Origin of the sequence: Breoghania sp. JC706 (genome assembly GCF_037026715.1) — a bacterium.
Taxonomy (GTDB): domain Bacteria; phylum Pseudomonadota; class Alphaproteobacteria; order Rhizobiales; family Stappiaceae; genus Breoghania.
The window spans coordinates 198622-213001 of record NZ_JBANCG010000009.1 but is presented as its reverse complement, the minus strand read 5'-3'; the positions used below and the strand labels follow the sequence as shown (position 1 = coordinate 213001).

9 protein-coding genes are annotated in these 14380 nt (G+C 65.3%); 2 read left to right on the top strand and 7 right to left on the bottom strand.

The window, feature by feature from the left end:
• Positions 1-473: 473 nt before the first annotated feature.
• Positions 474-2417, top strand: a complete 1944-nt coding sequence (locus V2L18_RS19370; protein ID WP_336179964.1) for a M23 family metallopeptidase — start codon at positions 474-476, stop codon at positions 2415-2417.
• 113 nt (positions 2418-2530) lie between these two features.
• Here the strand turns inward: V2L18_RS19370 and clpB are convergent, their stop codons facing one another.
• The 6 genes from clpB to V2L18_RS19340 all read right to left on the bottom strand — a co-directional run bounded on the left by clpB (position 2531) and on the right by V2L18_RS19340 (position 12418).
• Positions 2531-5149, bottom strand: a complete 2619-nt coding sequence (clpB, locus tag V2L18_RS19365; protein ID WP_336179963.1) for an ATP-dependent chaperone ClpB — start codon at positions 5147-5149, stop codon at positions 2531-2533.
• Positions 5150-5538: 389 nt separating this feature from the next.
• Positions 5539-6327: a DUF4167 domain-containing protein gene (locus V2L18_RS19360; RefSeq protein WP_336179962.1), complete on the bottom strand. Its 789-nt coding sequence runs from the start codon at positions 6325-6327 to the stop codon at positions 5539-5541.
• 397 nt (positions 6328-6724) lie between these two features.
• On the bottom strand, positions 6725-7597 hold the full coding sequence (prmC, locus tag V2L18_RS19355) for a peptide chain release factor N(5)-glutamine methyltransferase (RefSeq protein WP_336179961.1): 873 nt from the start codon (positions 7595-7597) through the stop codon (positions 6725-6727).
• Positions 7598-8674 carry a peptide chain release factor 1 gene (gene prfA / locus V2L18_RS19350; protein WP_336179960.1) on the bottom strand — a complete coding sequence of 359 codons (1077 nt, stop codon included), beginning with the start codon at positions 8672-8674 and terminating at the stop codon, positions 7598-7600.
• A 108-nt stretch (positions 8675-8782) separates the two neighbouring features.
• Positions 8783-11056, bottom strand: a complete 2274-nt coding sequence (ptsP, locus tag V2L18_RS19345) for a phosphoenolpyruvate--protein phosphotransferase (RefSeq protein ID WP_336179959.1) — start codon at positions 11054-11056, stop codon at positions 8783-8785.
• Positions 11057-11167: 111 nt separating this feature from the next.
• Positions 11168-12418: an aspartate kinase gene (locus V2L18_RS19340; RefSeq protein WP_336179958.1), complete on the bottom strand. Its 1251-nt coding sequence runs from the start codon at positions 12416-12418 to the stop codon at positions 11168-11170.
• Between the two features lie 252 nt (positions 12419-12670).
• Here V2L18_RS19340 and ubiG point away from each other — a divergent pair, with 252 nt between their 5' ends.
• A complete protein-coding gene (ubiG, locus tag V2L18_RS19335; protein ID WP_336179957.1) occupies positions 12671-13411 on the top strand; it encodes a bifunctional 2-polyprenyl-6-hydroxyphenol methylase/3-demethylubiquinol 3-O-methyltransferase UbiG in 741 nt (246 codons plus the stop codon).
• 12 nt (positions 13412-13423) lie between these two features.
• Here the strand turns inward: ubiG and V2L18_RS19330 are convergent, their stop codons facing one another.
• Positions 13424-14320 carry a helix-turn-helix domain-containing GNAT family N-acetyltransferase gene (locus V2L18_RS19330; RefSeq protein ID WP_336179956.1) on the bottom strand — a complete coding sequence of 299 codons (897 nt, stop codon included), beginning with the start codon at positions 14318-14320 and terminating at the stop codon, positions 13424-13426.
• Positions 14321-14380 lie beyond the last annotated feature (60 nt).

The following is a 14380-nucleotide window of genomic DNA, read 5'->3' as shown; positions in this document are numbered from 1 at the left end:
CCCGAAAATCAGATTTCTCCGGCGCCGCGCATTTCACGGGCTTATCCCCAGGCGGCTGTGAATAACCATTTGAATCCCTGCCCAAAAACCGCCGGTTTCTGACGTTTACGTGCCCACCATGGTTTCCGGATCGCACATTCGCGGTCGTGTGACGGCTCACAAAATCCGCGGTTGCGGCGGGAATCTTCGAAAACCGGCAGCCTTGATGTCCGGTGCGACGCTCCCACCCGGCGGGTGGACGCGCGAACCGGATCGGCATCCAGCCATAGCGGGCTTCGATCACACCGTAGCGACACGGATCAAACGCGCGCGCGGGTTCTATATAACGGCGGTCTTCGATGCAGCCCGCCGGCAAGGAGACGCCGCGTCGCGGGCCTAGACGATTGACTTGACCGCCCACAGGTGGTCAGTGACACCATACCAAATCGCACGGCCCGCTGGCCGGCAAGATTTTCGGGAGCCGACGCCTGCCGATGCAAATGGGTTTCCACCCCACTCCGGCCACGATCGACCTCGGCAACGAGCCGCCTCTGGTTGCCTTCGACGATCGCAGCGGCCCGCCCTCGCGGCGGGAGGTTTCGCTGCGCTGGCTGACAGGCACCGTTCTGACGGGTTTCACGTCCATCTTCCTGATCGGCGGCGCGCTGGTCGCAGCACTTGACGGACGCTATTCGGTTGAGGCGGCGACGACGCCATCGGGAACCGCGCAACTGGCGCTGCAGGAAGGAAAGGCGCAGAAGGGCGATCGGATGACCGGCGCCGACTCGCAATTCGCCACCCGACAGGTCATCCAGGTGAACACGCTGACGCGAGAGGGCGATGCGGTCCACATCCAGGCCAAGCCCTATGCGCTGGTGAACGCCACGCTGGAGACGCGACGCTCCAACGATATTGCGCTGAAGATTCCCCCTTTCAATCCGCTGAAGCTCGTTTCCGACAATGACGTGCTCCCCGACCGCAGCACCAGCGACTCCATTTATGCCGCCCACGTGGAAGGCGAAGTCACCATCACCGTTCACGACTTTCCGGTGAACAAGATCAAGGTCGACACGGCCGACGCCGCCGACGACGCCGAGATCGAGCGCACCGTGCGCGACTCCGGTCGGTTCCTTTCCGACGACAAGGCCGAGGTCGCCTCCCTGCCCGTCGTAGACCCCGGCCGCTTCGACTTCGACCTCGCCCAGCAAAGCGCCCTGTCGAACCTCTCGGTTCGCATCGCGGCGGAGAACGTCTCTTTCGTTTCCAAGACGGATGACAATCCCGCCTACTCCGAGATGGAGGAGCGGATCGTACCGATCCGCGAGAAGACATCGCTGAAGGCGGTTCTGCTCGACAACGAGGCGAGCGAGGACGAGGCGGAGGAAATCGCCGCGCGCTTCGCCGACGACTACAACATTGACGAGGTACAGCCCGGCCAGCGCGTTCGCATCGGCAAGAGCCCGGACGACGACACCGGCGACATGCGAGTGGAGCGGGTATCCATCTATGTCGATCAGGTCCACCAGGGCACGGTCGCTCTCTCCGACGAGGGCCACTACGTCGCCGCCGCCGCACCGACGACGCTCATGCCCGACGCCTTTGCCGCCGCCGATCGCATGACGCTCTCCGGCCCGACACCCTCGCTCTACACCGCGCTCTACCAGACCGGTCTCGACAACGGCCTGCCCGAGCCGCTGATCGAGGATCTGGTCCATATCTTCTCCTATGACGTGGACTACAATTCCCGCGTGAAGCTCGGGGACCAGCTGGAAGTCTTCTATTCCCTCGACCAGCCGGACAACCGTCAGCCGCCGGAAATTCTCTACACCTCGCTGAAGGTCGGCAACGAGACGCATCACTTCTATCGCTTCCGCACGCCGGACGACGGATCCGTCGATTTCTATGATGAAGAAGGCCGCAGCGCGAAGAAGTTCCTGACGCGCAAGCCCATCGTCGGCGGCCGCGTGAGCTCGCCGTTCGGCAAGCGACGGCATCCGATCCTCGGCTTCGTGAAGTTCCACTCCGGCGTCGATTGGGCGGCTCCGCGCGGCACCCCGATCCACGCGACCGGTGACGGCGTCGTGGAGAAGGCAGGGTGGAGCTCGGGCTACGGCCGCTTCACGCTCATTCGCCATGCCAACGGCTACGAGACCGGCTACGGCCATCAGCAGGCGATCGCCAAGGGCATCGAGCCGGGCGTGCACGTCAAGCAGGGTCAGGTGATCGGCTATGTCGGGTCGACCGGCCGCTCCACCGGTCCGCACGTGCACTACGAAGTCCGCATCAACGAGAAGTTCGTGGACCCCAACCGCATCAAGCTCCCTCGCGGACGCGTCCTGGAAGGCGAGATGCTCGCGAGCTTCGAGCGAGAACGCGATCGCATCGACGCACTGCTCGAACGCAGCGGTCCGATCCAGAACCGCATCGCCTCGCGCTAGAGCTTTCCCAAAGCCGACTGGCGCTGGGGCACGCGCTCAAGCATAGGCTCCCGCAGACACGAAAAAGGCGGCCCGAAAGCCGCCTTTTCCTTATCCTCGTCGGCAAAGGCCGGTCAGGCCTGCGCCGCAAGCTTCGGTTCCGCCTCGCCGGAGCGGGAGAACAGCAGGCGATCGCTGCCGGCCGTCACGTCCACGTTGTCGCCATCGCGGATCTCGCCACCCAAGATCTTCTCCGCAAGCGGATCCTGCACCTGCTTCTGGATCACCCGCTTCAGCGGGCGGGCGCCGTAGACCGGGTCGTAGCCCTTCTCCGCAAGCCAGGACCGCGCGGAGGCATCCAGATCGAGGACGATCTTGCGATCCTCCAGGAGCTTTTCCAGATAGTGCAGTTGGATGTCGACGATCGCCGCCATCTGCGACTTCTGCAGCCGGTGGAAGAGAATGATCTCGTCCAGACGGTTGAGGAACTCGGGCCGGAAGTGCCCGCGCACGACACCCATCACCTGCTCGCGTACGGCCGAGGAATCCTGGCCTTCCGGCTGCCCGGACAGGAATTCCGAACCGAGGTTCGAGGTCATGACGATCAGCGTGTTGCGGAAATCGACCGTGCGGCCCTGACCATCGGTCAGCCGTCCGTCGTCGAGCACCTGCAACAAGACGTTGAAGACGTCCGGATGAGCCTTCTCGATCTCGTCGAACAGCACGACCTGATAGGGCCGGCGTCTGACTGCCTCGGTCAGCGACCCGCCTTCCTCGTAGCCGACGTATCCCGGAGGCGCACCGATCAGTCGGGCCACGGAATGCTTTTCCATGAACTCCGACATGTCGATGCGGACCATGGCCGTCTCGTCGTCGAACAGGAAATCGGCCAGCGCCTTGGTGAGCTCGGTCTTGCCCACGCCGGTGGGGCCCAGGAACATGAACGAGCCCATCGGCCGGTTCGGATCCTGCAGGCCTGCACGAGCGCGGCGAACCGCGGTGGACACGGCATGCACCGCCTCCTCCTGACCGACGACCCGCTTTGCCAGCTCATCCTCCATCCGCAGGAGCTTCTCCCGCTCGCCTTCCAGCATCTTGTCGACGGGAATGCCGGTCCAGCGGGAGACGACCTGCGCGATGTTGTCGGCCGTCACGGCTTCCTGGAGCATTGCATCGGATGCACCTGACCCTTCCGCGGCCTCCACCTCGGCGATCTGCTTTTCCAGCTTCGGAATGATGCCGTAGGCGAGTTCGCCCGCTTTTGCCAGATCACCGGCACGCTGTGCCTTCTCCAGATCGCTGCGGGCCTGATCGAGCTGTTCCTTGATCTTCTGGGCGGACGACAGCTTTTCCTTCTCGCTCTGCCAGCGGGCGGTGAAGGCGGCTGATTCCTCTTCCAGATCGGCCAGTTCGCCTTCCAGCCGCTGAAGCCGGTCCTGCGATCCCTGATCGGTCTCCTTCTTCAGAGCCTCGCGCTCGATCTTGAGCTGGATGATGCGTCTGTCGAGTTCGTCGAGCTCTTCGGGCTTTGAATCCACCTGCATGCGCAACCGTGAACCGGCCTCGTCGACGAGGTCGATCGCCTTGTCGGGCAGGAAGCGGTCGGTGATATAGCGGTTGGACAGCGTGGCCGCGGCCACCAGCGCGCTGTCGGAGATCCGCACGCCGTGATGCAGCTCGTACTTCTCCTTCAGACCGCGCAGGATGGAGATCGTGTCCTCCACCGTCGGCTCGGAGATGAAGACCGGCTGGAAACGCCGCGCCAGTGCGGCATCCTTTTCCACGTGCTTGCGGTACTCGTCGAGCGTGGTTGCACCAACGCAGTGCAGCTCGCCGCGCGCCAGCGCCGGCTTGAGCAGGTTGGAAGCGTCCATCGCCCCGTCCGCCTTGCCGGCACCGACAAGCGTGTGCATCTCGTCGATGAACAGTATGACCTGCCCCTCGTCGGCCTGGACCTCCTGCAGAATGCCCTTCAGCCGCTCCTCGAACTCGCCGCGATACTTCGCGCCGGCGATCAGCGCGCCCATGTCGAGCGCCAGCAGCTTCTTGTCGGCGAGGCTCTCCGGCACGTCGCCGTTGACGATCCTGAGCGCCAGGCCTTCCGCGATCGCGGTCTTGCCGACGCCCGGCTCGCCGATCAGCACCGGGTTGTTCTTCGTGCGCCGCGCCAGCACCTGCATGGTGCGGCGGATCTCGTCGTCACGGCCGATGACCGGGTCGAGCTTGCCGTCGCGCGCGTCCTGGGTCAGGTCGCGGGTGTACTTCTTCAGAGCGTCGTAGCGGTTCTCGGCCGACTGGGTGTCGGCGGTCCGGCCTTTTCTCAATTCGTTGATCGCCTGGTTAAGCCCTGCGGGTGTGACCCCGGCATTGGCAAGGATACGAGAGGTTTCGGCGCTCTTTTCCATGGCGAGCGCCAGCAGAAGACGCTCCACCGTCACGTAGCTGTCGCCCGCCTTCTCGGCCAGCTGCTCGGCCTGCTCGAAAACCTTCGCAAGCGGCTGCGCCATGTAGAGCTGACCATTGCCGCCGGAGACCTTCGGCATCTTGTCGAGCGCCAGATCCACAGCGGTCAGCGCGTCCTTCGGCCGGCCGCCGGCACGCGAAATCAGGCCCGACGCCATGCCTTCGCGGTCGTCGAGCAGAACCTTGAGTATGTGTTCGGGCGTGAACTGCTGATGCCCCTGGCCGAGGGCATGCGTCTGTGCGGACTGCAGAAAGCCGCGCACGCGCTCGGTGTAACGTTCCATATCCATTGTCAAACCTCCTCGCCGCAGCGCCACCCGAAGCATGACCTGCGAAATCGGACAGGGCGAGGCCGCATTGGCCCTCGCGCGACTTTTCTCGCCTCCCGGCGCCGATGTCCTTGCTGCAGGCCCAACGGCCTGAACGAGGGAACACCGCCCGGGATCGCAATACTGGAAAGCCGATCTTGCGCGGGATCGCACAAGGCCCGCTCCCAAGCCGCGAACTGGATATAGTGTTGCAGATTGACAACAAAAAGGGGGCCGCCGACCCGCCCTGCGTTTTGCGACGAATTCGGCGGACAAAAACAAAAACCCGCGGCAGATACCGCGGGCTTCGTCATTTCAATAACGGCAGTGGTCCGCACGCTGGCCGGCAGGCTGCCGCGCCTGCGCGCGGGTCAGGCTTCGGTGGCTTCCGTCGCCGCGTTCTCGCCGCTGCCGGCATCCTGATCGCCCGCATTGGCCGAGGGCCGGCGGACATTGCGGCCGCGGGCGCCACGGGCGCGGCGGCGCGGACGTGCCGGCTCCTCGCCTTCCTCGCCCGATCCGTTGTCGCCGGATCCGCCATTTTCGCCAGAACCGTTGCCGGCCGCGGCGGCATCTGCGTTACCGGCATCCTTTTCAGGAGCCTTCGCCGCGCTCTTGGCGGCCCCAGCCTTCGAGGACGTGCGGCGCGGAGAGCGGGCCGCACGGGCCGGCGCCTTTTCCGTCGGCTTTTCCTCGTCCTTGGCCTCGCCGTTGGCTTCCGCGCGCGCCGAACGCTCTTCGGAGGTCCCGCCGTTCTTGGCGTCGATGCCGGGCATGCGATCGACGAAGGGCTGCGGCGCATCTTCCGGCATCACGCGCGGCTTGGCGGCGACCGGCGGCGTCTCGACCGTCTGCTCGTCGGCATCCTCATCGTCGTCGTCGTTGAAGGACCGCGACTGGGTAACCGGAGTATTCGTCTGCGCCTGCGCCGCGGCGACAATGCGCGAATAATGCTCGGCGTGCTGGAGGTAGTTTTCCGCCATGATGCGGTCGCCGGAAACCATCGCATCGCGAGCGAGCTGTTGATACTTCTCCGCGATGTGCATAGCGGTTCCGCGGATCTTCACATCCGGACCGTTCGATTCGAACGACCGGGTCAGCGGATTCGGGCCCTTGCGGCCACGTCCGCGCAAACGCTTGTTCTGATTGTTTTGTCTCATACTGCCGTTATCTCTTCAGAGCGGCTTGCCGTGCATGTGCATCGGCTTTTCGACCGAACCCAAAGGGGGGTGAAACCCGGCACCGGAGATCTGTCCCCGTTGCCGCTAACCAGCGTGCGGGAAGGCCCGAGCAATCGGTCCATCCCGAGTATCGGTGGTCTCTGACATTCCGCTGTCTCGGACAGGCGATGAACGCATCACCGCGAACCGAATCTGGAACCGGACCATGGTCCGAATTCCATTGCGCCACCGGTCATCGGCTATTCCCCAGCCCGGCTGGCAATCGTGCCAAGCGGATTGACCGGCGTCCTGGCGCCTCGGCGTGCCGACCGTAGCCCCTTCGCCCGATAAATCCAAGCGCAATTTTCAATGGCAACCCGCAGGCTGCCTTGCGCGCTCATCTACGGGCCACGACGACCCGGTCACGCTGTGCCAGATCGTGCCGGATGTCCAGTTGGTGAAAGCCCGCCTCCCGACAAATCCCCATCACGTCGGCGGCCTGATCGTAGCCGATTTCGACCATCAGCGCCGCATCCACGGGGCGCAGAAGTCTCGCCGAAACCGCCGCAATCTCGCGATAGGGCAGAAGTCCGTCGGGACCACCGTCGAGCGCCGCAAGAGGATCGTGCGCACGCACTTCCGGCTCCAGTTCCGCGATCACCGCGGTGGGAATGTAGGGCGGATTGGAAACGATCAGATCCCACTCCCCCGCAACCGCATCCATCCATGACATGCAGACAAATGCCGCGCGATTCGCGACGCCGTTTCGTGCGGCATTTCGCCGCGCTGCGTGCAGCGCGCCGGGCTGGATATCGCTCGCCAGCCCCCACGCATTCGGCAATTCGCTGAGAAGAGCGACGAGGATCGCCCCCGTTCCCGTGCCCAGGTCAACGATCCGCAAGGCTCGTTCGCGCCCGCCCGTCTGGTCGATGAAATCGAGAGCCGCCTCGATCAGCGTCTCGGTATCGGACCTCGGCTCCAGCGTTTCCGGCGTCAGCTCGAAATCGAGCCCCCAGAACGCGCGACGGCCGATGATACGGCCCACCGGCATGCGTTGAAGACGGGCGGCGAGATGGGCTTCCAGCCGTTCGGCCTCGGCATCGCTGAGCGACCGGCCTTCCTCGAGAACCAGCCGCGCCGGCGCAAGTCCAGTCGCATCGGCCACCAGCAGACGGGCATCTGTCTCGGGGCTCGCGAGCCCGGCGGCACGCAGCGCGTCGCGGACCCGGCGATAGGCCGCACCCACGACGGGCTTCGCCTGCGCTGCCACTTACGCCTCTCCCGCGTCGGCCGCCAGCAGCGCCGCCTGGTGCTCGGTGATGAGCGGGTCGATCACCTCGTCCAGCGCCTCCCCGGAGATCACCTGATCGAGCTTGTAGAGCGTCAGGCCGATGCGATGATCGGTGACGCGCCCTTGCGGGAAATTGTAGGTGCGAATGCGCTCGGAGCGGTCGCCGGAACCGACCTGCCCGCGCCGGGCCTCGGAGCGTTCGCTCGCCGCCTTCTCGCGTTCCATGTCGAGCAGCCGGGCGCGCAGCACGGTCATCGCCTTGGCGCGGTTCTGGTGCTGGGACTTTTCCGCCGAGGTGACGACGATGCCGGTCGGCAGGTGGGTGATGCGGACGGCGGAATCGGTGGTGTTGACGTGCTGGCCGCCAGCCCCCGATGCGCGCATGGTGTCGATGCGGATATCCTCCGGCCGGATCTCGATGTCGACTTCCTGCGCCTCCGGCAACACGGCCACTGTCGCCGCCGAGGTATGGATGCGCCCGCCCGATTCGGTCACCGGCACGCGCTGAACGCGATGGACGCCCGATTCGAACTTCAGGCGCGCGAACACGCCGCTGCCTTCGACCGAGGCAATCACTTCCTTGTAACCGCCGACCTCGCCCTCGCTCGCCGAAAGAACCTCCACCTTCCAGCCCCGCGTCTCCGCATAGCGCTGGTACATGCGGAAGAGGTCGCCCGCAAAGAGCGCCGCCTCGTCGCCGCCGGTGCCCGCCCGCACTTCCAGAACGGCACTGCCGGCATCCGCCGCATCCTTGGGCAGAAGCGCAAGCCTCAGTTCTTGCGAAAGCGCCTCGACCCGCTCAGCCAGTTCCTCGCGCTCGATTTCCGCGAGCTCCCGCATCTCCCGGTCGGAACCGGGATCGTCGAGCAGCTCCTGCGCGCCCGCCAGATCCGCCTCGGCGTGACGCAACTGACGGATCATCGCCACGACGGGTTCCAGGTCCGCATAGTCACGCGAGAGCCGGACATAGGTCGCAGGATCCGGATTGGAGGACATCCGGGCCTCTATTTCGGCAAAACGGTCCAGAAGGCCGTCCAGTCTTTCCTGCGCCAGCATCGCGCGACAACTCCAAACAGAAATGATTCAAGGGATCGGGCATGCGAGGGATAGATGCGGACCGGCCGCGCACGGCAAAACCGGGCGCCGGGCCTTCCGGCAGCCTCGTTACAACGGGACACCGTGCTCCTTGGCGAACTCGCGCAGAAGGCTGCGCACAGCGCCGTCCTCGCGGTTTTCCGGTCCCATGCGGGCCAGCAGCCGCTCACGCAGACGCCCGACGTCGAGCCCCCGCACCATCGACTTCACCGGCCCGACGGCTGATGGCGACATCGATATGGTCTCAAAACCCAGCGCCAGCAAGGCCATCGCCTCCAGCGGACGCCCGGCCAGCTCGCCGCAAAGCGCCACCGGCACATCCGCCGCCCGGGCTCTGTCGACGATCGACTTCAACGCCCGCAGGAACGCGACGTTGAGCGTGTCGAAACGGTCGGCAACCCGCGTGTTGCCGCGATCGACAGCAGTGAAGAACTGAAAGAGGTCGTTGGAGCCAACGGAGGCGAAGTCGACGGCGGCGAACAGCTCGTCGAGCTGGAACAGCAGCGAGGGGACCTCGATCATCACGCCGAGCTTGATGGCCGCGGGAACCGGCCGCTCGTGCCGGCGCAGATGGCTGATCTCGCGCTCCACCATCGACTTGGCCTCATGGAACTCCGAAACGTCGGAGACCATCGGGAACATCAGCCGCAACTCGCGCCCGCCCGCGGCGCTCAGGAGCGCGCGAAGCTGCGTGCGCAACAGGCCCGGCCGGTCGAGCCCGAGCCGGATCGCCCGCCAGCCCATGGCCGGATTTTCTTCCTGGATGGAGCGCAGGTAAGGCAACACCTTGTCGCCGCCGATATCGAGCGAGCGGAAAGTCACCGGCCGGTTGCCCGCCGCGTCGAGCACGGTCGAATAGAACCGCATCTGCTCCTTCATGCGCGGGAAGGTCGAGGCGATCATGAACTGCAGTTCGGTGCGGAAGAGCCCGATGCCGCTCGCGCCCGATTCGTCCATATGCGGCAGGTCGACCAGCAGCCCCGCATTGAGCATCATCGTGATCGGCTTGCCGTCGCGCGTGACGGCCGGCTTGTTGCGCAAACGCCTGTACTGCGCCTGCCGACGGGCCCGGAAGCGGACCTTTTCGGCATAGGCGTTTTCCACGTCCGAAGGCGGACGCAGGTGCACATGGCCGGTTTCGCCGTCGACGATCACCGCGTCGCCGGCTTCCACCAGCGACACGATGTCGGAGACGAGACCGACGGTCGCGATGCCGAGTGCGCGCGCAACGATGGAGACATGGCTCGTCGGCCCGCCCTCCTCCAGCACCAGACCGCGAATGCTGTCGCGGTCATAGTCGAGAAGCTCGGCCGCACCCATGTTGCGCGCGACGATGATGGCGTCCTTGGGCAGCTCCTGCCCGTCGGGCCCGTGCGGGCGGCCCATCAGTTCGCGCATCAGCCGGTTGGCGAGATCGTCGAAATCATGCAGCCGCTCGCGCAGATACGGATCGGTCTGGCGCAGCATGCGGGCGCGGTTGTCGCTCTGCACTTTCTCCACCGCGGCTTCCGCCGTCAGGCCGTTGCGGATCGCCTCCTCGATCTTGCGGATCCAGCCGCGGTCGTAGGCGAACATCCGGTAGGCTTCGAGAACTTCGCGGTATTCGCCCACCGGGGTGGCGCCGTCGCCGCGCTCGAGCATGTTGTCGAGCGACAGCCGCATGTCCTCAACCGCCCTGGTGAGCCGCTGCAGTTCGTCGTCGGTATTCTCCGCGATGAGATTGGTGACGACGACGCGCGGTTCATGCAGCATCGCATGCCCCAGGCCGACGCCGTCGCAAAGAGCGACGCCCTCCAGATGCAGCGGACGCGTCAGGTCGAGCCGGGCGCCGACATTGGAAATCGCCTCAAGCTCGCCGGCGGCCAGCATTTCCGCAATCACCATCGCGGTCGTCTGCAGCGCCTCGACCTCGTCTTCCGAATAGGTCCGGTGGGCCTTGTTCTGCACGACGAGAACGCCGAGCGTACGCCCGGCCCGCAGAATCGGCACACCCAGGAAGGAGTGATAGATCTCCTCGCCCGTCTCCGGCCGGTAGGCGAAGGACGGATGGGCCTGGGCGTTGGGGAGATTGAGGGGGCGGGCTTCAGCCGCAATCAGGCCGACGAGGCCCTCGTTCACCGCGAGGCTGGTGTGGTGGACGGCGCTCGGATTGAGGCCCTCTGTCGCGTAGAGTTCGAGGAGACCGTCTGCGCGCAGGATGTAGACCGAGCACACTTCGGCCACCACGTTGGACGCGATGTGCCGAACGATCTGGTCGAGCCGCTCCTGAGCGCCGCTCGGCACCGCCATGACCTCTCGAAGGCGGCGCAGCAGCACGCGTGGACCGGCGGAACTGTCCCTCATCCTCCGCCAACTCCCCCTGTTTCGGATCGGCAGTCTGCCGCATGCGCCGACCCGGCCACACAGACGGCTACCGGGTCTCCAATCAGCCTGCCAGGCGGGCGAAGCGATCCACTATCCGTCGAGCCCGTATAGCGAATGCAAAGTCCGCACCGCAAGTTCGGTATAGGCGGAATCGATAAGAACGGAAATCTTGATCTCGGACGTGGTGATCGCGCGAATATTGATCCCCTTGTCCGCCAGTCCGCGGAAGCATTGCGCGGCCACACCCGCATGGCTGCGCATGCCGACACCAATGACCGATACCTTTACCACATCGGTCGCCCCTTCGAGCACACCAAACTGCAGCTCCGCGCGGCCGTCTTCCAGCACCTTCATGGCGCGGTCGTAGTCGGTCTGCGGCACGGTAAAGGTGATGTCGGTGGTGGAGCCGTCCGGCGAGATGTTCTGGACGATCATGTCGACATTGATGTTGGCGTCGGAAAGCGGCCCGAACACCGTGGCCGCCACGCCCGGCCGGTCCGGCACGTTGCGGATGGAAATCTGCGCTTCGTCCTTGGAAAAGGCGATGCCGGTGACGACTTGCTGTTCCACGATCTCGTCCTCGTCGCAAATAAGGGTGCCCGGGGGCAGGTTGTCGACGCCCACCTGCGGCGCGTCCGGGTCATCGAAGGAGGAGCGCACGAAGGTGCGCACGCCATGCACCATGGCAAGCTCGACGGAGCGCACCTGCAACACCTTGGCGCCGAGCGAAGCCATTTCCAGCATTTCCTCAAAGGAGATGCGGTCGAGCCGACGTGCCTTCGGCACAATGCGCGGATCGGTCGTGTAGACACCGTCCACATCCGTGTAGATATCGCAGCGGTCCGCCTTGATCGCGGCCGCCACCGCCACCGCGCTGGTGTCCGACCCACCGCGTCCGAGCGTCGCGATGCGGTTGTCCGGCGAGATGCCCTGGAAGCCGGCCACGACCGCGACCTGCCCGATCTCCAGCCGCTCGATGAGCTTGTCGCCGTCGATCTCGGTGATCCTCGCCGCGCCGTGGGCGCTGTCGGTGTGAACCGCGATCTGCCAGCCGAGCCAGGACCGCGCGTCGACGCCCATGTCCTGAAGCACGATCGCCAGAAGCCCGGCGCTCACCTGTTCGCCAGAGGAGACGATGGCATCGTATTCGCGGGCGTCGTGCAGCCGGGAAGCCTCCCGGCACAGGTCCACCAGCTCGTTCGTCTTGCCCGCCATGGCGGAGACGACGACAGCGACCTGATTGCCCGCATCCACCTCCCGTTTGACATGTCGGGCCACATTGCGGATTCGGTCGAGATTGGCGACGGACGTACCGCCGAACTTCATTACCAGTCGGGCCATCGGGATCGGATTCTGGAACACGCGGTTGGTATCGGGAACGGTCCGAAAGACCCGGCCGCTCCGACATGTCTAATTGGCGCGTATGCATACATAGAAGCCGCGAGCCCTGCAACCAGCCAGAGAGCGCGCACAACAGGGCGAGGCCAGAGCGCCGAAGCCCGGGCATGTCGGCGGAGCGGAGCTTGACAAGCGCGGGGCGAAGACCCACGAACGAGCGGCCCCAATGGGACGTGAACGAGGAGAGAGCCGGCTATGACGACAAAGACGACCGTGGACGAGGCGGAAGTCGCCCGCTTTTCGGCGATGGCCGATGACTGGTGGGACCCGACCGGCAAGTTCCGCCCCCTGCACAAGTTCAGCCCCGTGCGCCTGTCCTACATCAAGGAGCATGTCTCCGCCCATTTCGGCCGCAAGAGCGATGATCCGACGGCCTTCAAGGGATTGCGCTTTCTCGACATCGGTTGCGGCGGCGGCCTTCTTTGCGAGCCGATGACCAGGCTCGGCGCCGAAGTCGTCGGCGTCGACCCCTCCCCGGTCAACATCAAGGTCGCCAGCCTTCATGCCGAACGTTCCGGCCTTGAGATCGACTACCGCTCCACGACGGCGGAAGAACTCGCGGCCTCGGGCGAGCGCTTCGACGTGGTGCTCAACATGGAAGTGGTCGAGCATGTCTCCGACGTTCCGACCTATCTGGCGTCCTGCGCGGAGCTGGTGAAGCCCGGCGGGCTGATGTTCGTCGCGACCATCAACCGCACCCTCAAGGCCTATGCGCTGGCGATCGTGGCGGCGGAACGCGTGCTGCGCTGGCTGCCGGCCGGCACACACACCTACGAGAAGCTGGTGAAGCCGGCGGAGATCGAAGGCCCGCTGGGCGCGGCCGGCATGAACATCATCGAGCGTTGCGGCGTCACCTACAATCCGCTGCTCGATCGCTGGAACCGCTCGCGCGACATGGATGTGAACTACATGATGCTTGCGGCGCGGCCGAAGTAGGCCGCCGCCGCATCACCCGAGATCCAGCTCCCAGATCTGGCCGACGAGATCCTTGCCGAAACTGTGGTGCCGTTCTTCCTCGACAAGCCGGAAGCCGGCATCCTGGTAAATCCTGCGCGCAGCCGTCAGGATGTCGTTGGTCCACAGCTTCACCCGCGCATAGCTCCGCTCGCGCGCAAAACTGATAGCCGCAGCGACGAGGCGCCGGCCGATGCCGTGGCCCCGCGCCTCGGCATCGACGTGAAGCAGCCGGATCTTCGCCGTCCCGGCCTCGTCCGAGGCGATCAGGAAGATCGCTCCGACCGGCACGCCATCCAGTTCCGCGATGAAGCAGGCTTCCCGCGCCGGGTCGAAATTCTTCAAAAACGTCGCCACGATCTCGGCGACCATCGCTTCGAAGCTGTCGTCCCAGCCGTATTCGCCAGTGTAAAGCAGCGCCTCGCGCTGGACGACCCATCCCATATCGCCGGGACGGTGAGGCCGCAGGATCACCTCCGGTTCGCTCCCCTGGCGGGCGAGCAGGCGCTGAATCTCGGCCATTGACTCAAGCAGACGCGCACGGTGCGCCGGCGACAGGTCGCCGAGCAACCGGCCAACTTCGGCGTTCGACGCGGCATAGAGCGGCGCGAACGTCTCCCTGCCCCTGTCACTCAGCGACAGCACCGTCTGGCGGCGATCGTTTGCATCGGCCTCCGTGTCGATCAGCCCGGCATCGCGAAAGCGCTTGAGGATGCGGCTCAGATAACCCGCGTCGAGCCCCAGCGCCTCGCCGATCTCGCGCGCAAGAGGCCTCTCGCGATGGGCGAGTTCGTAGAGCACCCGCACCTCCGCCAGCGAGAACGGACTTTCCAGATGGCCTTCGTCAAGCGCGCCGACGAGGCGGGTGTAGAACCGATTGAACCGACGCATCGCACGAATTTCAGACGGGCTTGCGGACCCGCCTTTCGCGTCGGCGCGTTGCACACTGCC